22 protein-coding genes and 1 pseudogene are annotated in these 25816 nt (G+C 51.0%); 7 read left to right on the forward strand and 16 right to left on the reverse strand.

The genetic code is table 11. The features are described 5' to 3' along the window. Positions 1 to 387 precede the first annotated feature (387 nt). Genes CUN67_RS29780 through CUN67_RS29790 form a run of 3 tightly spaced genes read right to left on the reverse strand, consistent with a single transcriptional unit; the run spans position 388 to position 3932 of the window. The gene (locus CUN67_RS29780; RefSeq protein WP_208719623.1) at positions 388 to 2070 is read right to left on the reverse strand and encodes an ABC transporter ATP-binding protein; all 1683 of its coding nucleotides are present in this window, start codon (positions 2068 to 2070) and stop codon (positions 388 to 390) included. Beyond that, entirely contained in the window at positions 2070 to 2942 is an 873-nt protein-coding gene (locus tag CUN67_RS29785; protein WP_208719293.1) for an ABC transporter permease, read from the reverse strand. Before CUN67_RS29785 ends, CUN67_RS29780 begins: the two co-directional genes overlap by 1 nt. Continuing rightward, the gene (locus CUN67_RS29790; protein WP_208719295.1) at positions 2943 to 3932 is read right to left on the reverse strand and encodes an ABC transporter permease; all 990 of its coding nucleotides are present in this window, start codon (positions 3930 to 3932) and stop codon (positions 2943 to 2945) included. A 228-nt stretch (positions 3933 to 4160) separates the two neighbouring features. On the opposite strand from CUN67_RS29790, the gene CUN67_RS29795 reads away from it, so the two are divergent. The 3 genes from CUN67_RS29795 to CUN67_RS29805 are packed head-to-tail and all read left to right on the forward strand — an operon-like array spanning position 4161 to position 9535. After that, entirely contained in the window at positions 4161 to 6272 is a 2112-nt protein-coding gene (locus tag CUN67_RS29795) for a hydantoinase/oxoprolinase family protein (protein WP_208719297.1), read from the forward strand. Then, positions 6269 to 7942, forward strand: coding sequence for a hydantoinase B/oxoprolinase family protein (locus CUN67_RS29800; protein ID WP_208719299.1), 1674 nt, complete (start codon positions 6269 to 6271; stop codon positions 7940 to 7942). The genes CUN67_RS29795 and CUN67_RS29800 overlap by 4 nt, the downstream gene beginning before the upstream one ends. Before the next feature lie 3 nt (positions 7943 to 7945). Beyond that, complete coding sequence (locus CUN67_RS29805) at positions 7946 to 9535, forward strand: ABC transporter substrate-binding protein (protein WP_208719301.1); 1590 nt, start codon at positions 7946 to 7948, stop codon at positions 9533 to 9535. A gap of 131 nt (positions 9536 to 9666) precedes the next feature. On the opposite strand, the gene CUN67_RS29810 is transcribed toward CUN67_RS29805, so the two are convergent. The 4 genes from CUN67_RS29810 to CUN67_RS29825 are packed head-to-tail and all read right to left on the reverse strand — an operon-like array spanning position 9667 to position 13519. Then, complete coding sequence (locus CUN67_RS29810; RefSeq protein WP_208719303.1) at positions 9667 to 10764, reverse strand: iron-containing alcohol dehydrogenase family protein; 1098 nt, start codon at positions 10762 to 10764, stop codon at positions 9667 to 9669. Between the two features lie 38 nt (positions 10765 to 10802). Then, a complete protein-coding gene (locus tag CUN67_RS29815) occupies positions 10803 to 11669 on the reverse strand; it encodes an ABC transporter permease (protein ID WP_208719306.1) in 867 nt (288 codons plus the stop codon). Then, entirely contained in the window at positions 11641 to 12486 is an 846-nt protein-coding gene (locus CUN67_RS29820) for an ABC transporter ATP-binding protein (protein WP_208719308.1), read from the reverse strand. The genes CUN67_RS29815 and CUN67_RS29820 overlap by 29 nt, the downstream gene beginning before the upstream one ends. 1 nt (position 12487) lies before the next feature. Then, positions 12488 to 13519: an ABC transporter substrate-binding protein gene (locus tag CUN67_RS29825; protein WP_208719310.1), complete on the reverse strand. Its 1032-nt coding sequence runs from the start codon at positions 13517 to 13519 to the stop codon at positions 12488 to 12490. A 341-nt stretch (positions 13520 to 13860) separates the two neighbouring features. Between CUN67_RS29825 and CUN67_RS29830 the strand changes: the two genes are divergently transcribed. Continuing rightward, on the forward strand, positions 13861 to 14892 hold the full coding sequence (locus tag CUN67_RS29830; protein ID WP_208719312.1) for a malate/lactate/ureidoglycolate dehydrogenase: 1032 nt from the start codon (positions 13861 to 13863) through the stop codon (positions 14890 to 14892). Here the strand turns inward: CUN67_RS29830 and CUN67_RS29835 are convergent. From CUN67_RS29835 to CUN67_RS29870, 8 genes are all read right to left on the reverse strand, one after another. Continuing rightward, positions 14855 to 15796 (reverse strand): homocysteine S-methyltransferase family protein, encoded by a 942-nt coding sequence (locus CUN67_RS29835; protein ID WP_208719314.1) that lies wholly within the window; start codon positions 15794 to 15796, stop codon positions 14855 to 14857. The genes CUN67_RS29830 and CUN67_RS29835 overlap by 38 nt on opposite strands. Before the next feature lie 9 nt (positions 15797 to 15805). Continuing rightward, a complete protein-coding gene (locus tag CUN67_RS29840; protein ID WP_254711466.1) occupies positions 15806 to 16639 on the reverse strand; it encodes an amino acid ABC transporter permease in 834 nt (277 codons plus the stop codon). Further along, complete coding sequence (locus tag CUN67_RS29845) at positions 16636 to 17457, reverse strand: transporter substrate-binding domain-containing protein (RefSeq protein ID WP_208719316.1); 822 nt, start codon at positions 17455 to 17457, stop codon at positions 16636 to 16638. Before CUN67_RS29845 ends, CUN67_RS29840 begins: the two co-directional genes overlap by 4 nt. 362 nt (positions 17458 to 17819) lie before the next feature. Then, positions 17820 to 18599, reverse strand: a complete 780-nt coding sequence (locus tag CUN67_RS29850; protein ID WP_208719318.1) for an ABC transporter ATP-binding protein — start codon at positions 18597 to 18599, stop codon at positions 17820 to 17822. Beyond that, the gene (locus CUN67_RS29855) at positions 18599 to 19369 is read right to left on the reverse strand and encodes an ABC transporter permease (RefSeq protein ID WP_208719320.1); all 771 of its coding nucleotides are present in this window, start codon (positions 19367 to 19369) and stop codon (positions 18599 to 18601) included. Before CUN67_RS29855 ends, CUN67_RS29850 begins: the two co-directional genes overlap by 1 nt. After that, positions 19366 to 20322 carry a taurine ABC transporter substrate-binding protein gene (locus CUN67_RS29860; RefSeq protein ID WP_208719627.1) on the reverse strand — a complete coding sequence of 319 codons (957 nt, stop codon included), beginning with the start codon at positions 20320 to 20322 and terminating at the stop codon, positions 19366 to 19368. The genes CUN67_RS29855 and CUN67_RS29860 overlap by 4 nt, the downstream gene beginning before the upstream one ends. A 100-nt stretch (positions 20323 to 20422) precedes the next feature. Further along, the gene (locus tag CUN67_RS29865; RefSeq protein ID WP_208719321.1) at positions 20423 to 21139 is read right to left on the reverse strand and encodes an aspartate/glutamate racemase family protein; all 717 of its coding nucleotides are present in this window, start codon (positions 21137 to 21139) and stop codon (positions 20423 to 20425) included. Then, positions 21136 to 22137: a D-cysteine desulfhydrase gene (locus tag CUN67_RS29870; protein WP_208719323.1), complete on the reverse strand. Its 1002-nt coding sequence runs from the start codon at positions 22135 to 22137 to the stop codon at positions 21136 to 21138. The genes CUN67_RS29865 and CUN67_RS29870 overlap by 4 nt, the downstream gene beginning before the upstream one ends. Positions 22138 to 22387: 250 nt before the next feature. Between CUN67_RS29870 and CUN67_RS29875 the strand changes: the two genes are divergently transcribed. From CUN67_RS29875 to CUN67_RS29885, 3 genes are read left to right on the forward strand one after another with little or no spacing between them, the layout of a single operon-like run. Next, positions 22388 to 23719, forward strand: a complete 1332-nt coding sequence (locus CUN67_RS29875; RefSeq protein ID WP_208719325.1) for an LLM class flavin-dependent oxidoreductase — start codon at positions 22388 to 22390, stop codon at positions 23717 to 23719. Positions 23720 to 23721: 2 nt separating this feature from the next. After that, positions 23722 to 24573, forward strand: a complete 852-nt coding sequence (locus CUN67_RS29880; RefSeq protein ID WP_208719327.1) for a sulfurtransferase — start codon at positions 23722 to 23724, stop codon at positions 24571 to 24573. Between the two features lie 15 nt (positions 24574 to 24588). Beyond that, positions 24589 to 25374 carry a hydroxyethylthiazole kinase gene (locus CUN67_RS29885; RefSeq protein ID WP_208719329.1) on the forward strand — a complete coding sequence of 262 codons (786 nt, stop codon included), beginning with the start codon at positions 24589 to 24591 and terminating at the stop codon, positions 25372 to 25374. A gap of 134 nt (positions 25375 to 25508) precedes the next feature. Here the strand turns inward: CUN67_RS29885 and CUN67_RS29890 are convergent. Next, a pseudogene (locus tag CUN67_RS29890) lies at positions 25509 to 25816 on the reverse strand (hypothetical protein); the annotation flags it as partial.

Genomic DNA, 25816 nt, shown 5'->3' on the forward strand with positions numbered 1-25816 from the left:
CAACTACCTTGAAAGTTACCGGTCGGAATATGCACCCTGCATGGCCTGCCACCAGATTTGTAATACACATCATCTCAAGATGATGGCAACTGTCATTCTGTTCCGTGTTCCCAGATGGTCTCTGTTCCATTTCACCAGCTCGAATGGGGCACGTATATGCCCCGATTTATTCCTCGGTTATTTTTCATTATGCCGTTGAATCTTGCGCTGACTTTCGTAAGCGTTTACTGGACATGAATGCTACCCTGCCCATTTACGCGGTGTGGCTGCGGACAGCAATTATGCCGCAGCGACTGCGATGTGCTATTGATGCCTTGAAAGCAGCTTTTGAACGACAGTCGCTCTAGCGCGATGGCTGCAAAAGGCCGGGCAAAAGATAAGGCATACTCATGCCCTGATTCGCTCGGTTTGAGATTCCCTAATCCCCGTTACGGCGGATAACAACTGTTGCGTATAAGGGTGTTGCGGACTGCGCCATACCTGTTCAACATCACCAGACTCCACTATCTGGCCCTGATTCATCACCATAATCCGGTCAGACATATAGCGTACTACTGCCAGGTTATGGGAGATAAACAGATAACTCAAACCCAACTCCTGCTTTAATTCCAGCAACAAGTTAAGAATTTGCGCCTGAACGGAAACATCAAGTGCTGAAACGGCTTCATCGCAAATAACCAGTCGCGGTTTGACAATCAATGCCCTTGCAATGCCAATGCGCTGACGCTGCCCACCGGAGAATTCATGAGCATAGCGATGCAGTGACTGGCGCGGCAACCCCACACGATCGAGAATGGTATGAATGCGCTCCAGTCGCTGAGTGGCGGGAATCGGTTCGTGCAGGCGGAGTACCGAATCAAGGATCGTAAAAATGGAGTGTCGGGGATTGAGTGAGGCATAAGGATCCTGAAATATCATCTGCACGCTCTGCCGCAGATTTTTCAATGCTGACTCGGGCTGATGTGTAATGTCTTCGCCATCCAGCAATATTCTCCCGCTGTCCGGACGCAGCAGCCGCAGAATCGAACGAGACAGAGTGGACTTCCCGCAGCCGGATTCGCCAACCACCCCTAACGTTTCGCCCACCTGAAGGTCAAAACCAACGGCCTCTAATGCGGGAATGCGCTTTCTGCCCTGAGCGTAGCTAACGCCAAGATTATCCACCGACAACAGTGGTAGCGTTGCTGGTTTCTCGTGTATCACAGGGAAATCCAATTTCTCCGGCTGATGGAGTCTGAACTGGTGTGCATCATGATGACGGATTTCAGTGAGCATCCGTTGGCGATAATGCAGGTCTTCCTCTCCCAGCAGTGAAGCCGCCATTAAACCTCGGGTATAATCGTGCTTTGGCTGATCAAAAAGCAACCTGGCACTCCCCTGTTCCACAATATCGCCGTGATGCATAACCGCCACTTTGTCGGCCCATTGTGCAACCAGACCTAAGTCATGGCTGATCATCAAAATACTCAGAGAGAGTTCTCTACGCAGCCGATCCAGCAGCTGCATGATATTAGCTTGAACCGTGACGTCCAGCGCGGTGGTTGGCTCGTCAGCGATGAGGAGTTTAGGCTCACATGCTACCGCCATTGCGATCATAACGCGCTGGCGCTGGCCACCGGATAACTGATGCGGAAAATCATCCACGCGACGTATGGGCTCAGGAATTTTGACTAAATTCAGTAACTCAATGGCATGGGCACGGGCCTGCTTACGAGATAATTGCTGATGTACGCGCAAGGTCTCGGCGATTTGCACACCCACGCTGTAGACGGGATTGAGTGACGTCATCGGTTCCTGAAAAATCATCGAGAGATGGTTGCCGCGTACTGAACGTATCTCACGTGATGGCAGACTGAGAAGGTCACGCCCATTAAACTGAATACGACCACTGACGTTTGCCTGTTTTGCCAGCAATCCCATGATGGCGAGAGCAGTTACAGATTTTCCGCTGCCCGACTCCCCGACGAGTGCCAGCATTTCCCCCCGCGGCAGACTGAAACTCACATCATTTACCACAGCGTGTTCATTGAAATGAATCGCCAGATTTTCCACCGACAGTAATGGTTGCATCATTGTTCACTTAATCTTGGGTTAAAGGCATCGTTTAACGCATCACCCAGCAAGTTGAGTCCCAGCAGGGTTACAACCAAGGCTATGCCCGGAATGGCGGTGAGATACCAGGCGGTACGTAGCATTTCTCGCCCGCTGCCGATCAGAAAGCCCCAACTAACTGCATTGGGATCGCCCAGACCGAGAAACGATAAGGCAGCTTCCATCAGGATTGCAGACGCGACCATCACCGATGAGGTGACAATGATGGTGGGCAGCGCATTCGGTAACATTTCGCGCGTGATGATATGCAGGGATGAAAATCCCTGGCAGCGCGCGGCCAGTACAAAATCTGATTCGCGCAAGGTGCGAAATTCGGCGCGTACTAAACGCGCAATCGTCGGCCAGGTTGTGATGCCAATACTAAGCGTAATCAACCACACTGATGGGGTTGTTATGGACAGAATAATAATCACCAACAGAAACGCTGGCATGGTTTGAAACAATGTGGTTACACGCATCAGTAAATTGTCGGTAAGGCCGCCGAAGTAACCACTCAGGCTGCCAATGATTGTCCCTGCAAGCAGGCCGATTAATGTTGCCCCCAGGCCAATCAGGAGTGAAACACGGGCACCATGAAAGATGCCTGCTGCAAGGTCACGCCCCATAGCATCCGTGCCCAGCGGCCAGGTCAGATCATCACCCGGTTTTAACAGTGGAGACGCCACCATATCGAGTGGGTCGCCTGGATAAATCCATGGGGCAACCACCGCCATGGCAATGACCAGCAGCAAAATCAACAGACCGGCAATGCCCGCTGGATTGTGCATAAATTGACGCAGCGCACGATGTTGACCGCTCTGTGTGATGGAAAGGGGAGAGAAAATTGTCATTTAGCGTCTCACAATTCGGGGATCGAGCCAGGCATGGAGAAGATCCACGATAAAGTTGGCGGCAATGACCATCAGGGAGGAGAACAACAGGATCCCTAACAATATATTGACGTCACGCGCCATCACAGCGTCAAGCGCTAACCTGCCCAGTCCCGGCCAGGAAAATACGGTCTCTACCACCGCCGCGCCGCTGAGCAGCGTGGCAATGTGCATACCGCTGACGGTGACAAGTGGTATCAACGCGCAACGCAATACATGGACTAGTGTCACGCGTAACGGGGATAGTCCCTTTGCATGGGCCGTTCGCACAAAATCCTGATGTGCGATCTCTAACATTGCGGCGCGAGTCAGGCGGGCATAAATGGCCAGGAAAAAACTCGCCAGAGAAAACACAGGTAAAAGGGCATGAGAAAAGAGATCACTGAAATAAGCCCATCCATGGAGATCGGCACCGATTGTCATATTTCCACTGCTGGGAAGCCAGCCTAAATATACTGAGAAAAGCACCAGTAACATTAATCCAATCCAAAATCCGGGTAATGAATAAAGCAGCAGACTCACTAAAGACAAAACACGATCGGGCCAGCGACCGACAAATAAAGCCATGATGACGCCGAAAAAAACACCGATAATGAGTGCCATCAATTGCGCCGCCAGCATTAAAATGAGCGTGGCAGGGAGTCGAGATAATATCAGTGTGGTGACAGGAGTGTTAAATCGTGGCGAAAATCCGAGGTTACCCTGCAAAATATGGCTGGACCAGTTAATAAACTGCTGCCAGGCAGGAAGGTTAAGACCATATTGCTCTCGCATCAGTGCCATGCTGGCAGCACTGGCTCCGCCAGACTCGCCAGCCAGTACGTCAACCGCATCACCCGGTATTGCTTTCAGGATGATAAACATGATCAGTAAAATACCCACAAACGTTGGCAGTACCTGTAGCGCAGTTTTGAAAATAAATGAGAGCAGCCAATGTCGTTCTCGCTGCATAGCCAGCGTCCTTTTCTTCTCCTTCGATTAAGAACAGCGAAACTAACAGCCAACGTTTTATCGGGTTAACAATATTTACGGGAATATATTACCGGAAAAAACATATACAGAGATTGACTGGCTATTTTTATTTTTCGCATAAACTAACCTGAATTACTCAGTAGCCATCATTGGTGTGATGCCGGTTAATGACGCCCTAAATATTTGATTATTTGTAAAGGCGTAAGTATGTCAAAAACAGGCGGTAATAATAGCAAAAACCGGGTTGCTGTAGATGTCGGGGGCACTTTCACTGATATCGTGCTGCTGCAAGGGAATACCCAGTATTCTGCAAAAATCCTTACCAGCGCAGATGCGCCTGAGCGCGCAGTTATTGCAGGAATCAGCGACGTACTTAACCAGGCTGCGATCGATTTTAAGGATATTGACCTGCTAATTCTGGGCACTACGCTGGCAACTAATGCACTGATCGAACGCAAAGGTGCCCGTACTGCACTCATCACCACTGGAGGTTTTCGCGATTTAGTGGAGATTGGTCAGGAGGATCGCTTTGCACAGTATGACGTTTTTTTGCAAAAGCCACGCCCGCTGGTGGAGCGTCAGTGGCGTTTCACCGTTGAAGAGCGTATTGATGCTCAAGGTAAAGTGCGCATCCCTCTCAATGAGGCGCAGGTTATTGAACTTGCCAGTGAACTACGGGCGCTGAAAATCGAAAGCGTGGCGATTGGCTATCTGCAAAGTTTTATCAATTCGCAACATGAACAGCGCACTGCGGAAATCTTGCGTGACCTGCTGCCAGAAGTGACATTGTCACTATCGAGTGAGGTTTGTCCTGAGATTCGCGAGTATGAACGTCTGTCAACGGTGTCTGCTAATGCCTATGTACAGCCACTGGTAGCGGGTTATCTTCATCGTCTACAGCAGTTGTTGCAACAGCGTGGTTTGAGAGGACAACCTTATCTGATGACCTCTGGTGGCGGTATTACCACGCTGGAAAATGGTATTACCGAACCCGTCAGACTGGTGGAATCTGGCCCTGCTGGTGGTGCCATTCTTGCCAGCAATATCGCCAGCCAACTCAATCTAAACAAAGTGCTCTCTTTTGATATGGGGGGCACCACGGCGAAAATCTGCTTTATCAATAATTTCCAGCCTCAGATTTCGCGCAGCTTTGAGTTCGGGCGCGTACATCGACATCAGAAAGGCTCGGGTTTGCCGATTCGTATTCCGGTTATCGATCTGGTTGAGATTGGCGCAGGTGGCGGTTCAATTGCACGCATCGATAATTTACAACGCCTGCAAGTTGGGCCGGATAGCGCGGGATCCTCGCCTGGCCCGGTCAGTTACAACCTTGGCGGTGAGTTGGTGACCATTACCGATGCTAACGCGCATCTGGGATTACTGGAACCGTCGAGTTTTGCCGGTGGTAAAGTGGCGTTAGATGTTAATAAAGCAGCGTATGCGCTAGCAAAACAGGTGGGTGAACCGCTCGGATTAACCACGGATGACGCTGCGCTGGCAGTGACCGAAATTATCGCTGAAAACATGGCTAATGCCGCACGCGTGCACGCCAGTGAGCTTGGTAAGCAAGTTGACAACTATACCCTTGTCGCATTTGGTGGTGCAGCACCGCTTCATGCTGCGCGGCTTGCCAGTAAGCTGGGCATTAACCGAGTGGTGATCCCCCACGCAGCTGGCGTCGGCTCCGCACTGGGCTTCCTGTGGGCACCGGTGGCCTATCAGGCGGTGCGCAGCTTTTATCAGCGGCTCGATAATCCGGATTTTGCCGCCGTAAATAGATTACTGGAGACACTGAGCGCACAGGCACAACAGATAGTGCAGGAAGCAGAAGCACATGCCGATATCACGCTCCAGCACAGTGTGTATCTGCGTTATGCCGGTCAGGGGCATGAAGTGCCAATCCACCTGCCGGGCAACCGCTTCGATGCGCAGGGACTTGCGGATTTGCACGATCGTTTCACACAAAGCTATCGCCAGCTCTATGGCCGCAGCCTGGATCATGTACCGGTAGAAGCCATTAGCTGGACGGTCACAGCATCAACGGCAGCACCCACTATTACCTTCCCTGCCCCGTTAACGGAATCGGTTAGCCAGCCAGCTGTGGCGGAGCGAGACATTTTTTCTCTCCAGCAGCAACGCCACATCCGGGTTCCGGTATTCACCCGCTCTCACATGAGCCAGCAATCCCCCCATCAGGGGCCGCTGTTAATCGTCGATTCTGAAACCACCACGTTGGTTGATGAGCTGTTCTCTGTCCGCAGCACACCCGAGGGACATCTGCTGCTGGAACGGCAAATGCATACAGGAGCTACGCAATGAACCAGGACATTATTCAATACCAGGTCATCTGGAACCGTTTGATCTCAGTAGTGGAAGAACAGGCGCAGGCACTGATTCGTACTGCTTTTGGTACCGCCACCCGTGAAGCAGGTGATCTCTCGGCAGGCGTATTTTTACCTGATGGCCGCATGGTGGCTCAGGCTGTCACTGGGACGCCGGGACACGTCAATTCCATGGCGGAGTCGGTTAAGCACTTCCTGCGAGTTTTTCCAATTGAAGGGCTGCAACCCGGCGATGTGCTGGTCACTAACGATCCGTGGAAAGGCACCGGCCACCTGTATGACATCACCATGGTTACACCCGTATTTCATCACGGGCGACCAGTGGCACTGTTTGCTTCTACGCTACATGTGATCGATATCGGTGGACTCGGTCCCGGCCCAGATGGACAGCAAATCTGGCATGAGGGTTTGTTTCTGCCGATTATCAAATTCATCCATGCCGGGAAGCTGGATGAAACCGTACTGAATATTGTGAAAGCCAACGTGCGCGAGCCGGCTCAGGTGGAAGGTGATTTCCTCGCCCTGGTCGCCTGTAACGATGTGGGTGCTCGTCGTCTGCTAACCCTTCTGGATGAATTTGAACTCAACGATCTGCTTGAGGTTGGCGAGTACATTCTGACCCGTTCGGAACAGGCGATGCTGGACGCGGTGCGTGCCTGGCCAGCCGGTAGTTGGGAGAGTGAACTTTGGGTGGATGGTTACGGTGAGCCGCTTCGTCTGCAAGCAAAGCTGACGCTCAGTTACGACGGTATTCATGTTGATTTTACCGGAAGCGCGGGTTTTGTCTCCAAAGGCATTAATGTCGTGAAAGCCTACACCGATGCTTATACCTCCTTTGGTATTCGCTGCCTGATTGGTGCCGATATCCCTAATAATGCTGGGTCGCTTGGCGTGATTAAAATCGATGCACCAGAAGGTTCGATTCTGAATGCACCATACCCGGCGGCAGTGACCTCCAGACACATCATTGGTCAGATGTTACCTGATGTAGTGTTTAACTGTCTGCGTCAGGCGCGTCCTGGCGAAGTACCAGCGGAAGGCGCCTCCTGTTTATGGAATATTCAGCTCTCCGGCGGCCATATACTGCAGCAGTACAATGCCAAAGATAGCCTGAAGCAACCCCGGTTTTCTATTACCAGTTTCTCCACGGGTGGCACTGGCGCGCGCCCGCGACTTGATGGTCTTTCTACCACCTCTTTCCCGAGCGGGGTGCGCAATGTCTCGCTGGAAATCCTTGAGTCGATTAGCCCGGTGGTGTTCTGGCGTAAAGAATATCGCCAGGATTCCGGTGGCGCAGGCGCACAGCGCGGCGGGCTGGGGCAAATTATCGAACTTTCACACGGTCAGGATCTGCCGATGGAATTAGGTGCAGCCTGGGATCGCATTCACTTTCCAGCGCAGGGGGCCGAAGGTGGGCTGGCTGGCGCACCTGGACGGGTCACGCTCTCCAGCGGGGAGACGTTGTCTGGAAAAGGCCGACAGGTCATCCCGCCTGGCAGCCATCTTATCGTTGAAACTCCAGGCGGTGGTGGACTAGGCAACCCGCGTGATCGCGAATCTGCCAGCGTGCAACGCGACGTCACCAATCGACTGATTAGCGCAGAAGCCGCTGCTGAACACTATGGATTCACTAATAAAACGGAGTAAACCATGCTGAAACTTTTTCGCCGCTCGCTTTTAGCGGTTGCTTTGGGGACGTCGCTGCTGGGAAGCGCGGCACAGGCTGCTGAGCCACAAGCGGGTGGCACACTGAATCTGGTATTAAACTACGAACCACCTGCGCTGATCGCACTGACCACGGTTGCCACGCCAGCATTGAGTGTCAGTGCTAAAGTGACTGAGGGGCTGCTCAGCTATGATTTTGATCTTAACCCTAAGCCACAGTTAGCGACCAGTTGGGAGGTCAGCCCAGATGGCACACGCTACACCTTCCATTTGCGTCCTGGAGTGAAATGGCACGATGGACAGGATTTCACTTCAGCCGATGTCGCTTACTCTATTGAGTTACTCAAAAGAGTACACCCGCGCGCTTCCAGTACTTTTGCCAATGTCACCAAAGTTGAGACGCCAGATGCTCTGACCGCCGTGTTAGTTCTCTCCAAGCCCGCGCCTTATCTGATAAAAGCGTTTGCTGCGGCTGAATCACCGATTGTACCGAAACACATTTACGAAGGTACTGACCCGCTGACAAATCCCCACAATAATGCACCGATTGGCACCGGTCCGTATCTCTTTGATAAATGGGTACGTGGTAGTTACATTTTATATAAGCGCAACCCAAACTATTGGGACAAGAATCGCCCTTATCTTGACCAACTGGTCGTGAAGTTTATCCCGGATGCGGCTGCGCGTTCAGTGGCGTTTGAAACCGGTGATGCCGATCTTGGCTATCGTACGCCGGTGGCGCTCAACGATGTAGCCCGTTTGAAAAAACTGCCTCAACTCGGTTTCGACACCAAAGGCAACAGTTACTCATATAACGTCAGCTCGCTGCAATTTAATCTGGATGATGCGCACTTCAAAGATCTTCGCGTTCGCCAGGCTGTGGCGCATGCAATTAATCGTCAGGTCATTTTACAGGTGGCCTATTTTGGTCTTGGACAAGTGACGGCATCACCCATTGCTCCGGGTATCAAAGAGTACAACGACCCATCCCCTTCACCGTATGATTTTGATATTAAGAAGGCCAATGAACTGTTAGATCAGGCCGGTTTTCCGAAAGGCAGCGATGGCACACGCTTCAGTGTCACGCTGGATTATAACCCGATTGCAGAAGATCTACGTAAAACAGCGGAATATACCCGTTCAGCGCTGGCAAAAATCGGTATTAAAGTAACGCTGCGCGCCCAGGATCTTTCCAGTTTTGTACGACGCATTTACACTGACCGTGACTTCTCATTCACCATTAATGGCCATAGCAATTTGTATGATCCGACTGTTGGCGTTCAGCGCATCTACTGGTCGAAGAATTTCCGTAAAGGCGTCCCCTTCTCTAATGCTTCGGATTACCACAATCCTGAAGTAGATCGGCTGCTCGAAACGGCGCAAACAGAAAACGATCCGCAGAAGCGAGTTGAGGAATTTAAGGCGTTTCAGCAGATTGTTGAGCACGACCTACCCGATATTAACCTGATATCACCGCAGTTCATCACCATTTATAATCGCAAGGTGCATGATCACTCGGTTACTGCTGATGGCATTGAAGGTAATCTCTCGCAAGTCTGGATTGGAAAGCAGTAAATCTTTGCAGGAAGCCGCAACAGCGGCTTCCTCGCACAACGATAAGTCGCTTTTAATGTTTATGTAAAGAGTGCCGACGGCGATTACCCGGAACCGTAAATTTCCTCATTTCTCCAGGCAAGTCAAGCCCCTCACCCGATACTCAATTCACCAGGCAGGCCGGTGTGTGTTGCTTTCAGCGCTGTAGCCAAACTTGCGCTGTCAACGGCAAACGGCAGATTTTGACGGGCCTCAGGTTTGATTTTCACCCCTGCCGCAATCTGTTCCAGCAAGGTGATATTATCGCCAATCCCTAACGCGGCAGGCGTCAATGGCATATCCATTTTTCGAAGCCAGCCGAGCAGAGAGTCACGATCGGCGGGATTGCTGTGCTGCAAAATGGCCTGTACTGCCAGACCGTACCCCACTTTTTCACCATGTAACCAGCGATGAAAAACTTCATGATGCGTCATACTGTTATGAATCGCGTGCGCCACTCCCACCTGGTGACTTTCATCACGAACGCTGTTTGCCAACCCTGCCAGCGCGATGACGGCATCGATAGTCTGGGTTAACGCCTGAGTAACCCGCTGATGAAAATTATCCTCCACGGCCTGAATGCCAAATTGCTCGAAAGCGTTGACTGCCAGCAGCGAAGCATTGAGTTGTAACGTCAGAGCCAGGTCATTGCCGTTTTTTTGCTGATACGGATTGAATTCAAACCATTTGGCCAGCGCATCGACGATCCCTGCTTTTAAAAAACGCACCGGTGAGGCAGCAATGACTTGTGTATCAACCAGAATCCAGGCTGGAAACCGCCGTAGCGGAAGGCTTCCGTCATGTCCCCCCTGCGCGTTGTACAACACGCTGAAAGGTGACCATGCTGCGCATGTCGCTGCAACGGTGGGAACCTGAATGACCGGCAATTGCCCAGCCAGTTCCCCCACACCTTTTGCGGTATCCATGACCGCACCACCGCCCAGGCCAAGGATGCCCTCCGCATTCATTTCTTTGGCCAGCTGTGCCAGCGTTTGCAGGGTGGGCAACGTACATTTCCCCTGCAAAAAGACGACTTCAAAGCTAATACCCTCACGGGCCAGACTCTGCTGAAGCGCATCTCCTGCCGCCCGTAAAGCGTTACTGCCGGTGATGATCAGCACACGGTTGGCCAGCCGCAACACGTATTCCCCGACCCTGCTAATCACACCGGCTTCCTGCAAATAATTATCAGGGGTCTTGATGGACACCATGTCGTTTTTCTCCTCGACAACAAAAAGTATTTGCGGTTTTAGCTCTGCATACCCCAGCGTTTAATTGTCAGCCTTTCCAGGGTTGAAAAGACCAGCCCTTCGACCAGAAGACCAATCATGGTGACCGTCACCAGACCCGCGAATACCCGGTCGGTGTACATTTCATTGCGATTCTGGAAAATGTACCAACCCAGTCCGCCGCTCCCGCTCGACGCGCCAAACACCAGCTCGGCCGCGATTAACGTTCTCCAGGCGAAGGCCCAGCCAATTTTCAAACCTGATAGCAGCGCAGGCAGGGCTGCGGGGATCAAAATCCACACCACATAACGCCATCCCTTTAGTCCGTAGTTACGGCCCGCCATTTTCAGGGTTTCGGAGACACCCATAAAACCTGACCACGTATTCAGCGCCATCGGCCAAATGACCGAATGTACAATCACAAAGACCAGGCTGGCGTTGCCCAACCCAAACCAGAGCAACGATAACGGCAGCAAGGCTATCGCGGGTAGCGGGTTAAACATGGCTGTCAGTGTACTCAGTAAATCGCGGCCAATGCGTGTTGATATCGCGAGTGCACTGACGAGCAGCGCCAGCAAGGTACCCAGGACATAACCTTTCAGCAGCAGGCTTAATGACAGCCACGCGCGACGCGGTAATTCACCGCTCGCCATATCTTCACGCAGGGCGGTAAACGTCTGCCAGAAACTGGGAAACATCAGGTCATTGTTTTGCCAGCGCGCTGCCACCTCCCAGATGACAATAAGCACCAGCAATATTAGCGACTTTCGGAGCCAGGTAAGATTCCCTAACCGCACATGTAATGGCAACGGTGTGGCCAGTGCAAAATCTTCCAGCGGCGTCAACTCGCGTTGATACTCAGGCCGGATGGGTGGTTGCCTGCTCATAACTGTCCTCTTTCAGTTGTCCCGGTGAACCCACGACCGACACGGCAGGTTGCGGAAATAATAAATCGTGAATGCGGGTAACATCCGCCTGAAACTCAACGCTACCTGAATTTTCCAGTGAATATTGATGACAGTTCAGTTCAGCTTTTACCCTGCCTGGATGCGGTGATAGCAGCAGAACGCGGCTGCCAACAATCAGTGCTTCTTCGATGGAATGGGTAACAAAAAGCAAGGTAAACCGCACGTCTTCCCACAGACTCAGCAACTCTTCCTGCATCTTGCGGCGCGTCAGCGCATCCAGCGCGGCAAAGGGTTCATCCATCAGTAAAATCTGCGGCTGAAGGGCCAGCGCGCGCGCGATAGCGACCCGCTGCTTCATTCCGCCGGATAATGTATTGGGATAGGCGTTGCGGAACGCCCCTAACCCGACTTTTTCCAAAAAATACCCGGCGCGCTCTTTCGCTTCCGCCTTACCCGCTCTCCGGCTGGCTATCAGCGGAAAGGCAATGTTTTCTTCCACCGTTTTCCACGGTGGTAACTGATCAAACTCCTGGAACACCATCATGCGGTCTGGACCCGGCTGGCTGACCGTTTCACCGCCAAGACGGATGGAACCGGACACCGGGGGCAGAAATCCGGCAATGGCTTTTAGCAGGCTCGATTTACCACAACCTGACGGCCCCAGTAACATAAAACGATCGGCAGGCCAGACGTCAAAACTGACGTCATGGGAAGCCTGAATCAGACGCTCACGTGTGCGATATTGCAGATGAACGCTATCGACACGCAGCAGAGGTGGCGGTAATGACTCCGACATATCAGCTCCCCGGCAAGGTATAAGCTTCACTGAAGAAATAATCCTTCCAGGAGGCTGCTTTATTTTTCAAAACACCCAGCTGATAAAGCTTGTCGGCGTATACAAAGGTACGTTCTGGGGTAATGGTGAAGTTATTCTCCGGGTCCTCAATCATTTTCTGGATAAAGGCTACCGGTAATTTTGACTTTTCAACCCGAATATAAGTTTGTGCCGCTGCGGCTTTATCGGCTTTGATTATCTGTTCCGCTTCGGCTAAAGCATCGAAAAATGCACGGTAGGTTTTTGGGTTTTCATCATGAAATTTCGATGTGGTATACAGCAGATTAAAGGTTCCCGGGCCGCCTAATACGTCATAGGAACTCAATATTTTGTGAATATCAGGATGTTCCAGCGCCTGATACTGGAAAGGTGGACTGGAAAAATGCGCCGTGATTTCTGAACCACCGGCGATCAGCGCAGCGCTGGCATCTGGATGAGGGAGACTCACAGTAATATTATCAAATCGCTTATAATCTGCGTTGCCGTACAGGCGCGCTGTTTCTATCTGCAATGTCCTTGACTGGAAGCCGACTCCGGCAGCCGGTACTGCGATACGGTCTTTGCTACTCAGGTCTTTTATGCTTTTAACCGCGGGATTGTTGCTCAGCAGGAAATTAGGCATAGATCCGAGTGCCGCAATCGCTTTAACATTTTGCTTCCCTTTGGTGCGGTCCCAGAGTGTCAGCGCCGGTGGTACCCCAGCGGCAACCACGTCCAGTGAGCCGGAAAGAAGTCCTTCATTTAACCCGGTGGCACCAGAAAGTGTGCGCCAGTTAACTTTAATATCCAGCCCTTCTTCCTTACCGTGTTTCTCGATAAGGTTCTGATCTCTGACAACATCAAGGATAAGATAGCCGATACCGTATTGCTGCGCGATGTTGATCTGGCCTTCTGCACTGGCCGTAGCCGACCCGAACAGGCTGCTGAGTAGCAACAAGGAAATGCCTGAACGACGCCAGGAAGAAGAAAAGCGATTGCTTTGTAATAAATTCATTTGAGTTCCCTTGAACATAAAATGACATAACTGACTCACCGACTATCTGGTATGGTTATGTAATAAAGTGAATTTCTTTTTCTGTTGAAAAAAATTATTCTGATCCCTTAATCTCGAATCAATAAATCATTTTTTGGAATATATTATTCCCGCATTGTCCGCTGCCCCACCCTACCAGCCGAGATGGTATAAATGACACCCAACACAGATATAAATAATTAACATATATTTATCACTTTGCAGATATCAGATATATAAAGTCAATATATGTTGTTATGTTAATGAAAGCCCGACGCTATAGTCTCGGCACTACATACTTATTTAAATAAAAGAGAAATGTTATGCCGCTTTTTAGTCATACCTTTTTACGCCAGTATTTGCGCCAGCATTTGCAGGTCGTCGGAGTGAACAGCGCGATCGCCGGTGAGGTAGCGGACAATCTCGTCGAATCGTCGCTCAAAGGTCACGACTCACACGGCGTTTCTCTGATTCCACGCTATATAAAGGCCATCCGCGCCGGTGAATTGGATCCGCAGGCAGTGCTCAGTCTGACCCGCGATGCGGGCCCCATTTTGTCTTATCAGGGGAACAACGGGTTTGGTCAGATCACCGGCCGCCTGGTCATGGAACAAGCCATCCTGCGGGTGAAACAGTTTGGCGTATGTGTCGTCGGGCTTTCCCACACTCACCATCTTGGCCGCATCGGTGCCTGGGCGGAACAGGCCACGGCGGCGGGCCTGGTGTCCCTGCATTTTGCCAACGTCGGCACACGATCTTCAGTACTCCCCTTTAACGGCAAACGCGCGCGTTTTGGGACCAATCCTTTCTGTGTCGGTATCCCGATAGCAGGCAAACCACCTTTAATACTGGATTTCGCCACCAGTATGGTGGCCGGTAACAAGGCGCGGATTGCCTGGAATGAAGGGCGGGAACTTCCACCCGATTGTGCCGTCGATAATGAGGGGAATCCTACCCGTGACCCACGCTGGTTAATGCAGGAGCCCTTCGGTGCACTGCTGGCATTTGGTGCACATAAAGGTTCGGGTCTGTCTCTGGTTTGCAGCCTGCTCGGTGCAGCCCTGACCGGTGGCGAAACTGAGAGTTCACCGCACCCGGGTGGCCCTGGCATCATCAATAATATGCTTTCCATCGTCTTCGACCCTTCCCTTTTGGGCGCAGGTGAACATTATACGCAGGCTATCAACGACATGCTGGCGTGGACACGCGCCTCCCGCAACGATGATGAATTGTTACTGCCTGGCGACGCAGAGCAAAAGCACCGTAAATTCCGTCTGGAGCACGGCATCGAAATTGATGACGTCAGCTGGCAGCAATTCAAATCTCTCGAAGATGAATCGATTGTACGGGACTGATTTCACCCAAGTGCTGGCGAATGAACGAAATATGCTCAGGGCCAATACCACAGCATCCGCCAATAATTGACGCGCCGTCATCAAGCCACTTTTGCGCCCAGGCAAGGTAATGAGGCGGATCCATATCAGGACGCAGTTGGGAGATCCCGGCATAAGGTGTGTCCGATGGCGGCTCAGGCAGAAAAGCATTGGCATAGACGCCGACACGCACAGTGATATGTCCCGATTGCTGAATCGCACTGACTGTTTTCTGAATAGCATCGCTCATGACTTCCGGTTGGCTGCAGTTAAACAGAATGGCTGCGACGCCCGTCGGCAAAATGTGTTGCACCATTTCAGCGATATCTTCTCCCGACCGCAACTGCGACGGCGAGGTGCGCCCGACCTCATCTTTCAGGGTATAAGAAATGTAAACCGGGGCATCGCTATATCGCCGTATTTCCTTCAGTGCATCCAGCGACTCCCGTATCGAACTTTGTGTCTCTATTAACCAGATATCGATGAAAGGCTTCAGGCCACTAATCAGCGGCCGTAGAATGGCCGCTGCCTGGTCTGCCTGATACAAATCCGGGCGATAACTCTCAAACAGCGGTGGAATGGAACCGGCGACACGGATGTTTTTGTATTGATCAGCGACCTCGCGAGCTAACGCCCCTGCCCGATTAGCCAACGCTTCAGCCTCATTATCAAAGCGCTCCTGTCCAAGCATGCCAGGTACCAACCCGTAGCTATTTGTGGTGAGAATGCTGGCACCACTCTCAGCATATAATTGGTGTGCCTCAGTGACATATTCAGGTGCCTCAATCAATGACAGGGCCGACCATTCAGGCAATCGGAAAGGGGCACCAATGGCTTCTAATAATCGTCCCATTCCGCCATCAAGTATTTCTATTTTAATTGTCATGCCTGCCCCTTATAAATAACCTTTGCTGTAACGGTGTTCCAGCCTTACCTGTATCATTTCAAAAACAATTGACATCAACCAGTATATGGCGGCAGCGGTCAGCAACATCTCCATATAATGATAGGTGCTTCGACCGTAAGACTGCGCAAGAAAATTAAGCTCCCAGAGTCCCAGCAGGGAGACAAGGGACGAATCTTTTAACATAGAAATAAATAACGAACCCAGCGGAGGAATAATGATCCGCAATGCCTGGGGGATAACAATATACAGCGTAATTTTTTTTCGCCCCAGACCAATCGCCAGACCGGCTTCAATTTGTCCAGCCGGAACAGCAAGCACCCCACTTCTTACCGTTTCCGCCATGTAAGCACCGTAATTCAGCGACAATGCAAGTATACCGGAGGTAAATGCGTCAAGTATGATGCCAGCTTGTGGCAGAGCCAGATATATAATTAATACCTGCACGAGCAATGGGGTGCCACGAAATAGTGAAGCGTAAAACGTAGCGCAGCCGAAAAAAAAAGGATTTTTTGAAAGCCTGCCGGAGGCAACTAATATTGCCAGGCTCAGGGAGCAGAACATGGAAATGAGGGTAATCACCAGGGTCATCGCTGCACCCTGGATAAAGCCATCACTCGTCAGTCGAAGCCCGAGCATGAACGGCAATTTCTGTGCAATGAGCTGATAATCCAGTCCCATATGCATCAGTAATGACAGAAGAAAACCCCCAAGCAGCAGCCATGTTACTGTGACGCGCCATTTAAATCCTACCCGTCCATGGGTAAGTTTGATCGGAGAGTGTTCTGTCGTCATTTTACCCGTGCCAGATGAAACCTGACTCATGGCGTTTCTTCCCGGGTGATATCTTCACCAAACCATTTTTCGGAGATAGTTTTTAAAGTGCCGTCCGTACGCAATGCGTTAACGGTATTGCGGATTAGCGTATCAAACTCAGGGTCACCTTTATCCGTTGCTACCCAATTCGGTTCAGAATACACCTCACTCACAATACGCAATTTGTCGGTTTTCGCGATACGCGCTTTTGCCGTTGCCAGATCGGAAACAATCGCATCGAGTCGCACACCGGGTCCCAGCATCAGATTCTGAAATGCAACTGTTTCGTCCGAGGGGATGATTACCACATCGTTAAAGGGATAATGAATCGGCGGTTTACCGGGGATAACCAGTTTTTTCTGCAAGTACTGTTCGTAACTTGAGCCGGTACCTACACCGACTTTTTTGCCGTTAAGATCGGCGGCACTCTTTATTTGTGTTTCTTTGTTATTGACGATTAACACGGCCGGGGAATTGTAATAGCTTACCGGGAAATCGACCAATTTGGCTCTATCAGTATTCGGCGTCATTGAGCAGATACAGACATCCCAGCGGCCAGCCCAATTACCGCCGACAATCGTTTCCCACCCCGGTGCGGTAACCTGAAGTTTTACACCTATCTTTTTGGCCACCGCATCAGCAACATCAACATCAAATCCCGCCAGTTTATTGTTATCATCAATGAAGCCAAAAGGTGGATAATCATTTACTACCACGTTATGCAGCACACCTGTTTTCATAACCCTATCTAACGTTTGACCTGCAGCAGCATATCCACTGGTTACTATTGCTGCGAAACAAAATAAATATGCAATATGACGATTCATTTTTCCCCTCATGATTACGCTGTAATTTTTGTATATTTTAGGGCTGAACTAGAGATGGTGATTATTACCGTGCACATACACCAACAGATATCGTCATTCATGCATGATAGGAAGTCAAGATAATGCAAAGCTGCGATTTACATAAGCTTTGATGATATTAATATATATCAATTTATATTGATTTTTTGATTGAAATGGCAAGTGGGTGATGAATGCTGGAATGTATAAGCCTCCGTCAGGTGAGCTGTGGAATTAATTATCTTTTCATGGTTTTATTTCTGCACAGACAGGGTTTTAACCCGATGTGAAATTTTTTCGATGAACGAAGGCAAGGCGGGAACCATCCCGCCTGGAGTGATAAATCAGTTCAGATGTTGCTTCGCCTCCTGACGGACACGGTGCAAGACACGGTGTTTTATCTCACCATAGCAGGGATGTTCTGCCAGCGTTTCAATATCCCGATTCCTCCCGAATGGCAACGTGATCTCCTCAACAATCCTGCCGGGTTTGGCTGACATCACCAACACGCGGTCTGCAAGGAACAACGCCTCATCCACGTCATGTGTGACAAACAACAGGGTTGTCCCTGTTTCCAGCCAGGCATTTCGCAGCAGCTCTTGCATCATCATGCGCGTTTGCGCATCCAGTGCGCCAAAAGGTTCGTCCAGAAGCAACACGTCCGGGCCGGGCAGCCAGGCGCGAGCCAGTGCCACACGTTGCTTCATCCCACCGGAGAGTTGCCAGGGGGCATGATGTTCAAAACCTTTGAGTCCGACACGTGCAAGCCAGTCCAGCGCCAGGTTATTCACCTCCTCTTTGCGATAGCTGCTCAGGCGTGGGCCAAACGTGACATTATCCAGCACGGACAACCATGGAAACAGATTTGGCTGCTGGAAAATCATACCGCGCGACGGGCCTGGTTTTTGCACCAACTCACCATCACAGAGCACGCGTCCGCTATCAGGCTGATTAAAACCGGCCACTAAATTGAGGATGGTGGATTTGCCACAGCCCGATGGCCCTAATAACACCACAAACTCGCCTTTGTTCAGTGTCAGTGAAATATCTTGTAGTACGGTAAAAGGTGCGGGTTTACCTGCAAACTGCAGCGACACATTTTCCAATGCAATCTGTACGGACATTATTCTTTCCCAGCCCACGGCACAATGACACGTTGTAAACCCAGAATCATTAAATCGAGCAGATAGCCAATACCGCCGAGCAGCAGAATACCCAGCATGACAATATCGGTTCGTAAATAGGCGCTGGCATTAATCACCATCCAGCCAAGACCTGAACTGGCCGCCACCATTTCCGCTGCAATGAGTGATGTCCAGCCGATGCCAATTGACAACCTTACGGTGGTAAAGAGTTCGGGCAGCGCATCAGGCAGCACCACGCGCAAAAATATCTGGCGGCGGGAAGCGCCCAGTGTCTGTGCTACGCGAATGCGCGAGCGGCCAATGCGTTCAACCGCGGCGCTTGCCCCTACCACCACACTCAGAAAGGTGGAGATGAAAATAAGGAAAAACTTTGACGCTTCGCCAATACCGAGCCATACCACGGCCAGCGGTATGAGGGCTATTTTAGGTAACGGACGTAAAAACTGGATGAAAGGATCCAGCACAGCAGACAGTCCTTCCGACATTCCCATCAGTAAACCCAGTGGCACACCGAGCAGAATCGCAACGGAGAAAGCACTCAATGCACGCGCAAGGCTCACCGCAATGTTTTGCCAAAGCGGAACTTCACGATAGCCATCTTCAAATAGCTCCTGCGTAGCCAGGCCAATATCCGTCAGTGATGGCAGCAACAGTGGATCCACCCAATGTCGGGTGGCTGCCAGCTGCCAGAGGATAAAAAAGATCACCACAGAGACTACGCTGATGGTGACCCGTTGTTGCATCTTCATTTTACTGTCGCTGCTGCAGCACGAATGAAACGTGAATCAATGGCGCTATCCCAGTTCGCAGGGATGTCGCGTTTACGGATTTCTCCGGTGCCGGCCAGGAAGTTTGATGTTTTGGTCAGGGCTTTACCAATACCGCTGTTACTGGTCTGGGTGCCATCACCAAGCCAGGCCGATGTGCCCTGCTCTGCCAGTGTTGGGTACTCCAGCCCACCTAAGGTGTTGGCCGCAGTCGCTACGGGTGCGCCGACTTCTTTGGCTACAGTGGCGGCTGCTTTTTCCGGATCCTGTTTAAACTCGTTGACCTTTTCCTGATGAACACGCAGGAATGCAGTGACGGTTTCTGGGTATTTTTCAGCAAAAGCTTTACTTACCACATAGTTGTTGTAGATGAGGTAGCCATCTTTCTGCAGATCTTTGGTCGCAAATACCTGATGGCCGCCAGAAGATTCCAGTTCCTGTGCGAAAGGTGCCCAGACATATCCCGCATCAATATCACCGCGTTTCCATGCGGCTACCATTTCCGCCGGGCGGAGTGGTAACAATGTAATTTTGCTACGGTCAAGTTTATTAACCGCGATGGCAGCTTCCAGGGCATATTGTGAAGTGGAATTAGGCGGATAGCCGACGCGTTTACCCTCGAGGTCTTTAATATTATTAATACCTTCTTTTCCAATTAAACGCTCATAAGTGGCAATGACACCGGATACACCAACAATTTCTACGGGTAATTTTCGCACAATACCTGCAGTCGCCGGACTGGAACCGAAGTTAGCAATATCAATGGCATTACTCGCGAAGTAAGTTAATGCATCGGCGCCTGAAGCAAACTGCACCCATTTTACTTTACTGTGCAGCGCTTTATCTAATGAACCATCAGCTTTTGCCAGCAAAATTACTTGTGAACCACCACTGTAGGCAATACGTACTTCATCCGGTGTGGCAGCGAAGGTCATATTTGTCCATAAGCTACCCGCTGCAAGTAATAAGCAGATGTTTTTTTTCACGATAATTATCCTATATAGTTGTCGCTGTGAGTATTATTCAGAAATGCAATCAAACAGAATGATGATCCTGCCACAGCAGGGAACATCGTTCCGCCAATGTTGTTGCTGGATCCAGGGTAGGTATGAGAGATGACGTATCCACAGCCTGCAATGCCAGCGGGACTTCGGTGCAGGCGAGAATAAGTGTTTGCGCCCCCCGAGCCTGTAAGGCCAGGGCCTGGCGTAGCAGCAATGCTCCGCCGATTTCCAGCTCGTTTCTTTTTACGGCGTAGCAGCCTGGCACAAACCACTCTGCCATTTCGATCTGGGTGGGTAATACGGGTATAATGCCAAGTCCAGTAAGTCCTTGCTGAAACCAACCCGCGTTTATCGTACCTTGCGTGGCAAGCAGGCCCACACGCTGAGGCCGTTCAGTTTGGGTTTGCAGTGCTGCCAGAGTTGCTTCAACGATATGCAACACAGGTACCGCGCTGGCGTCTGCCAGAGCGTCATACCAGTGATGAGCAGTATTGCAGGGAATAGCGATATGACTTGCACCTGCTTCGTTCAGTTTGCGGATAGCATATAAAAGCTGAGGGAGCGGCGAGGGGCCAGTCCCAGCCAGAGCCTTTTGCCGGTCAGCAATTTGTGGTACGTTCCAGGCTACCACAGGAATTTGTTGCTGATCGCTGGTGGCTGGCGTAGCCAGCAAAAGTTTGCGCATAAAATCAACCGTAGCCAGCGGTCCCATGCCTCCAAGCACACCGAGCAAAAACGGCTGACTCACGATGGCAACACCTGACGATAGCCAAACAGACCCGCAGAACCACCGGTATGCACAAAGACGATGTTTTCATCCTGACGGAAATGGCCACGGCGAATCAAATCAATCAGGCCAGCAAAACCTTTGCCCGAATAAACAGGGTCCAATAGGATACCCTCATGGCGAGCCATCAGATTCAAGGCTTCCAGTGTTCCTTCTGAAGGTATACCGTAACCTGCTCCAACATAGTCACTGTTAGCAACGACAGTATGCCGGGATAATTCGCCCGGTACACCTAACAATTCAAGAGTACGGGATGTCAAATTCCAGACGTTCTCTTCCTGTTTTTCTTTAGGTGCGCGCACGCTAATACCTAATACGGGGATATGACTATTGGTTGCTTGAAATCCAGCCACTAACCCAGACTGCGTACCGGTACTGCCTGTCGCGTGCACAACAAGATCGATACGCAAACGTTGCTGTGAAGATTGATACAACAACTCTTCGGCACAAGCGACATAGCCCAATGCACCAATAGCATTGGAGCCACCGCCGGGGATGACATAAGGATTATGACCTTTTTCACGTAGTTCACTGGCGTAATCTTCCATCGCCTTTTGCATATCGGTACCGTTGGGTAAATGAGCCACGATTTTGCCGCCCAGCAAATGGTCAAGTAACACATTGCCGTTGTGCTGATAATCCTCTCCGTAATCGCTAACACGTTTTTCTAACAGTGCGTGTGTTGGCAAGCCCAGTTTTGCCGCTCCGGCGATGGTCTGACGCACATGATTAGATTGGGTCGCACCCTGCGTAATAATAATGTCGGATTTTTTCTGAATCGCATCGGCTAAGAGAAATTCAAGCTTGCGTGTTTTATTTCCGCCACTGGCCAATCCAGTAGCATCATCACGTTTAATCCAGATTTTAGGACCGCCCAACAGTGCGCTTATGTTTTCCAGGGGTTCAAGTGGTGTTGGAAAATGCCCTAAGGCAATACGGGGGAAACGTGCCAAATGCATAATGGCTCCTTGCAAATATTCTTTTCAAATGCAGATTTAACAGATAATTATAAGGCATTACTATACACCTCTGAATTTTATGGCTAAGCATCAATTGCAGATAACGATATATGAAATCTGGTGTTGCAATACCACGAGGCCAGGCTGGAAATTGCATTTTTTGCCTAAGCTTTGCGTAAATCTGTCTAATTATTAATTCACAGATAGTCTATTTTGTTTTCTTTTGTCGTTTTAAAAAGAGCACAAATATATGCATCTTGCAGCGTTTCTTAATGCCGGTCCGATGGGGACTTCTGGATGGCGTCATCCAGATGCTGCCCCCGGATTTTTGACAGCAGGTTACTATCGGCATGTTGCTAAATTGCTGGAAGCCGCGCGTTTTGATTTGGCTTTTATCCCTGATGCCCTGTCCGTACCCCGCTCTCTGGGGGGCTCTTTTGAACCCGCAGTACAGTGGGGGTCCGGGACCCCTCGCCTTGACCCCCTTGTTATCCTTGGGGTAATGGCAGGCGTAACTGAGCATATCGGACTGGCGGCCACACTCTCAACGGGTTACCACGAACCGTTTCATCTGGCGCGGGCTCTCTCCACTTTTGATCATATATCGGAAGGCCGTGCAGGCTGGAATATTGTTACCTCTTTTCAGGATGCGGAGGCACAGAACTTTGGTTATCCCTCTTTACCGCCAAGGGAAGATCGCTATGCACGTGCTGAAGAAGTATTAAGCGCCGCTACGCAACTCTGGGACAGCTGGGACGATGGTGTACTACTGCAAAATAAAAGTAGCGGTCAGTTTGGTATCCCATCCAAAGTTCGGTCTGTTGATTACCGTGGCGAATATGTCAGTACACAAGGGCCACTAAACGTACCTCGTTCGCCACAGGGTTATCCTCTATTGATTCAGGCGGGGGCGTCACCGAGTGGCCGGAATTTCGCTGCGCGCTGGGCAGACGTGATTTTTTGCAGTCATGAATCATTAACCTCCGCTATTGCCTTTTATCAGGAGATGAAGCAGCGCGTAGCCGACCAGGGGCGTGATCCTAACCAGGTGATCATCCTTCCGGCCGCCACCGTAGTCGTAGGTGAAAGTGACGCGGATGCACAGCAAAAGCATCGGGCATTTGCTGAACTTGTGCATCCGCTGGCCGGGCTTTCACGTCTGGCCTATCACGTGAATGTCGATCTCACTCAGTACGATCTAGATGGTCCGCTGCCGGACCTGGGTGAAGTTGGCGTGCAGGGTCATTACGATGAGGTCAGAGAATTTGCGCAACGCGAGCAACTTAGCATCCGTGAGATTGGTCGTTGGTACGGTGCGCGCACCGAAGGCAACATGATCGGTTCCGTGAATAGCGTGGTGGATACGATGGAGCAGTGGCTGGAACGAGGTGCTGCTGATGGTTTTATGATCCAGGCAACCCATCTCCCTGGCGCATTTGAAGAGTTTGCTCAGTATGTCGTGCCCGAACTACAGCGACGTGGTTTGCACAAAACAGAATATGTTGGCTCAACGACCCGTGAAAATTTTGGTCTTCAAAGGCCCGTTCGAGATGCATGGCAGCAACGTGCATTGCGGAGGTGAATGTGACGGTAACTTTTCCTTCTGCACCGATTGTTTCCGCTCAGTGGCTGTCAGAAAATCATCAACACGTGATTCTGCTTGATTGTTCCGTTTCGCGCTCTACCGATGCAAACGGCAGGACAGAATTTTCCTCCGGGCGTGAAATTTTTCTGCAGCAACATTTACCTGGTGCACAGTTTGCTGATCTGTTTGGTGCGTTCTCTGCCCCTCATGCCAGATTCCTTTTTACCGCACCTGACGCTCAGCGGCTCTCTGCTGCACTGCGGTCTGCAGGCGTGAATCAGCACAGTCTCATCGTCGCTTACGATCAGCTAAATGGCGCTTACGCTGCACGCATATGGTACTTACTCGCTGGAGTATATGGCTGGAATAACATTCGAGTGCTGGATGGCGGATTTGCCAGCTGGGTGCAAATCCGGGGTGCTATTGAAACTGGCCCTTCCAATCCTGATGTCCGCGGCGATGTTCAGCTTAAGGTCGCACGTTCTCTGCTGCTTTCTACCGGGCAGGTAGAGCAGGAAACCCAGCGTCCATTAGTGTGCGCGCTGCGCCGCGAGTCTTTTCAGCAAGCGCATATTTCCGGCAGCATTAATCTGCCCTATCCCGAACTGCTCAATGCCAGGGGCTTAATAGATATCCAGCGAGTGATAGCCGCTTTACGGGATGCAAAGCTTACTTCGCCACAGGAACTGCTGCTCTATTGTGGTGGGGGTATCAATGCGGCTGGACTTGCACTGGCGTTGGTGACTGCGGGTTATCCCATCGATTCTCTTTTTCTGTATGACGACTCACTAAACGGTTGGTTGTTCGATAATTCACGCCCAATCGCCAACGACCCGGTTATTCATCGGTGATTAAAGGAAGATGATATGCAAACATTAAACTGGCAGGATCGCAGTGTTCGTGATGCGCTTCGCCATATTAAACAGAACAAGCCTTTTTGTTATGGATTGACCAACTACATCGCCGCTAACCTTTCAGCCAATGTCTTGCTGGCCATCGGAGCTGGCCCGGCGATTGGTGCCGCACTTGACTGGCAAACGGCTTTTGGCCGCCATGCCAATGCCTTGTGGATAAATGCTGCGTGTTTGATGAGCAATACACCCCATGAGGTGCGTCAGGCTGCCAGGGCAGCACACGAAGCAGGCGTTCCCTGGGTGCTGGACCCCGTGGCGGTCGGGGCGGGTGCGACAGAGTACGATCGTGTCATACAGGGTCTGCTTGACTTCAAACCGACAGCCATACGCGGGAATGCCTCAGAACTCATTGCTCTCGCGGGTGGTAATGGTGGAGGAAAAGGTGTCGAGACCACGCTGTCTTCGCAGGATGCGCTCCCCTACATTGAGGCGTTTGCGCGCAGCCAAAATACGATTACAGCGGTGAGTGGACCCATTGATTTTATTACTGATGGCCAAAGGACAATTGCTGTGGAAGGCGGTGATGTTCGACTGACCCAGGTAACAGGCGCGGGTTGCAGCCTTGGTGCACTGACTGCCGCCTTGCTGACCACACCCATCGATAAATTAACGGCCATCGCCGTTGCACATGTTTTCTATGCCGAAGCAAGCGGTCGCGCATCAAAAGCGCGGGGAACAGGCAGTTTTGCCGTGCAATTTCTTGATGAATTATCGTTGCTGGATCCTGATGGCGAATAACAATGCGTCCCCATATGGGGACGCATTCCGCTTATGGGGTCAACGTAATCACGTGGCTGGTGATATAAGGCTTATTCCTGATAATCCCTTGCTGGCGCTCCCGGCAACCTGAGAGCGTATCTTTACCCTGTTATTTATTGCTGTCCTGCCCAAATCACTATCACTTTATCGTCGCCCTTTTCACGTACGAAACCGTAACCACCGGGAAGCGATAAGGTTGTCTGTCTTCCCATCCCGATAGCAGGATGGCGTGCACGAAACTGGCCGAGTTTCTGCCAGTGAGCAACGTTACTCGCAGCTTTCCCGCCGATATCCTGCCAGTTCATATCCGAACGTGTCCCCTGTATCGGATCGGATCCGGTGGGACCGAACGGCCGCAACGATTCATCGCCATAGAAAATTTGTACGGTACCCGGTGTAAGTAGCAACAGTTCTGCCGCTG

Origin of the sequence: Pantoea cypripedii, assembly GCF_011395035.1 — a bacterium.
Lineage (GTDB): Bacteria > Pseudomonadota > Gammaproteobacteria > Enterobacterales > Enterobacteriaceae > Pantoea > Pantoea cypripedii_A.

Bases quoted from the DNA above. Each gene is read 5' to 3' on its own strand.
- CUN67_RS29795 (WP_208719297.1), top strand. From the start codon at position 4,161: ATGTCAAAAACAGGCGGTAATAATAGCAAAAACCGGGTTGCTGTAGAT.
- CUN67_RS29790 (WP_208719295.1), bottom strand. From the start codon at position 3,932: ATGCAGCGAGAACGACATTGGCTGCTCTCATTTATTTTCAAAACTGCG.
- CUN67_RS29860 (WP_208719627.1), bottom strand. From the start codon at position 20,322: ATGACCTTCGCTGCCACACCGGATGAAGTACGTATTGCCTACAGTGGT.
- CUN67_RS29815 (WP_208719306.1), bottom strand. From the start codon at position 11,669: ATGAGCAGGCAACCACCCATCCGGCCTGAGTATCAACGCGAGTTGACG.
- CUN67_RS29885 (WP_208719329.1), top strand. From the start codon at position 24,589: ATGCAAACATTAAACTGGCAGGATCGCAGTGTTCGTGATGCGCTTCGC.
- CUN67_RS29800 (WP_208719299.1), top strand. From the start codon at position 6,269: ATGAACCAGGACATTATTCAATACCAGGTCATCTGGAACCGTTTGATC.
- CUN67_RS29810 (WP_208719303.1), bottom strand. From the start codon at position 10,764: ATGGTGTCCATCAAGACCCCTGATAATTATTTGCAGGAAGCCGGTGTG.
- CUN67_RS29850 (WP_208719318.1), bottom strand. From the start codon at position 18,599: ATGTCCGTACAGATTGCATTGGAAAATGTGTCGCTGCAGTTTGCAGGT.
- CUN67_RS29785 (WP_208719293.1), bottom strand. From the start codon at position 2,942: ATGACAATTTTCTCTCCCCTTTCCATCACACAGAGCGGTCAACATCGT.
- CUN67_RS29835 (WP_208719314.1), bottom strand. From the start codon at position 15,796: ATGACAATTAAAATAGAAATACTTGATGGCGGAATGGGACGATTATTA.
- CUN67_RS29780 (WP_208719623.1), bottom strand. From the start codon at position 2,070: ATGCAACCATTACTGTCGGTGGAAAATCTGGCGATTCATTTCAATGAA.
- CUN67_RS29875 (WP_208719325.1), top strand. From the start codon at position 22,388: ATGCATCTTGCAGCGTTTCTTAATGCCGGTCCGATGGGGACTTCTGGA.
- CUN67_RS29870 (WP_208719323.1), bottom strand. From the start codon at position 22,137: ATGCATTTGGCACGTTTCCCCCGTATTGCCTTAGGGCATTTTCCAACA.
- CUN67_RS29840 (WP_254711466.1), bottom strand. From the start codon at position 16,639: ATGAGTCAGGTTTCATCTGGCACGGGTAAAATGACGACAGAACACTCT.
- CUN67_RS29845 (WP_208719316.1), bottom strand. From the start codon at position 17,457: ATGAATCGTCATATTGCATATTTATTTTGTTTCGCAGCAATAGTAACC.
- CUN67_RS29820 (WP_208719308.1), bottom strand. From the start codon at position 12,486: ATGTCGGAGTCATTACCGCCACCTCTGCTGCGTGTCGATAGCGTTCAT.
- CUN67_RS29805 (WP_208719301.1), top strand. From the start codon at position 7,946: ATGCTGAAACTTTTTCGCCGCTCGCTTTTAGCGGTTGCTTTGGGGACG.
- CUN67_RS29830 (WP_208719312.1), top strand. From the start codon at position 13,861: ATGCCGCTTTTTAGTCATACCTTTTTACGCCAGTATTTGCGCCAGCAT.
- CUN67_RS29855 (WP_208719320.1), bottom strand. From the start codon at position 19,369: ATGAAGATGCAACAACGGGTCACCATCAGCGTAGTCTCTGTGGTGATC.
- CUN67_RS29825 (WP_208719310.1), bottom strand. From the start codon at position 13,519: ATGAATTTATTACAAAGCAATCGCTTTTCTTCTTCCTGGCGTCGTTCA.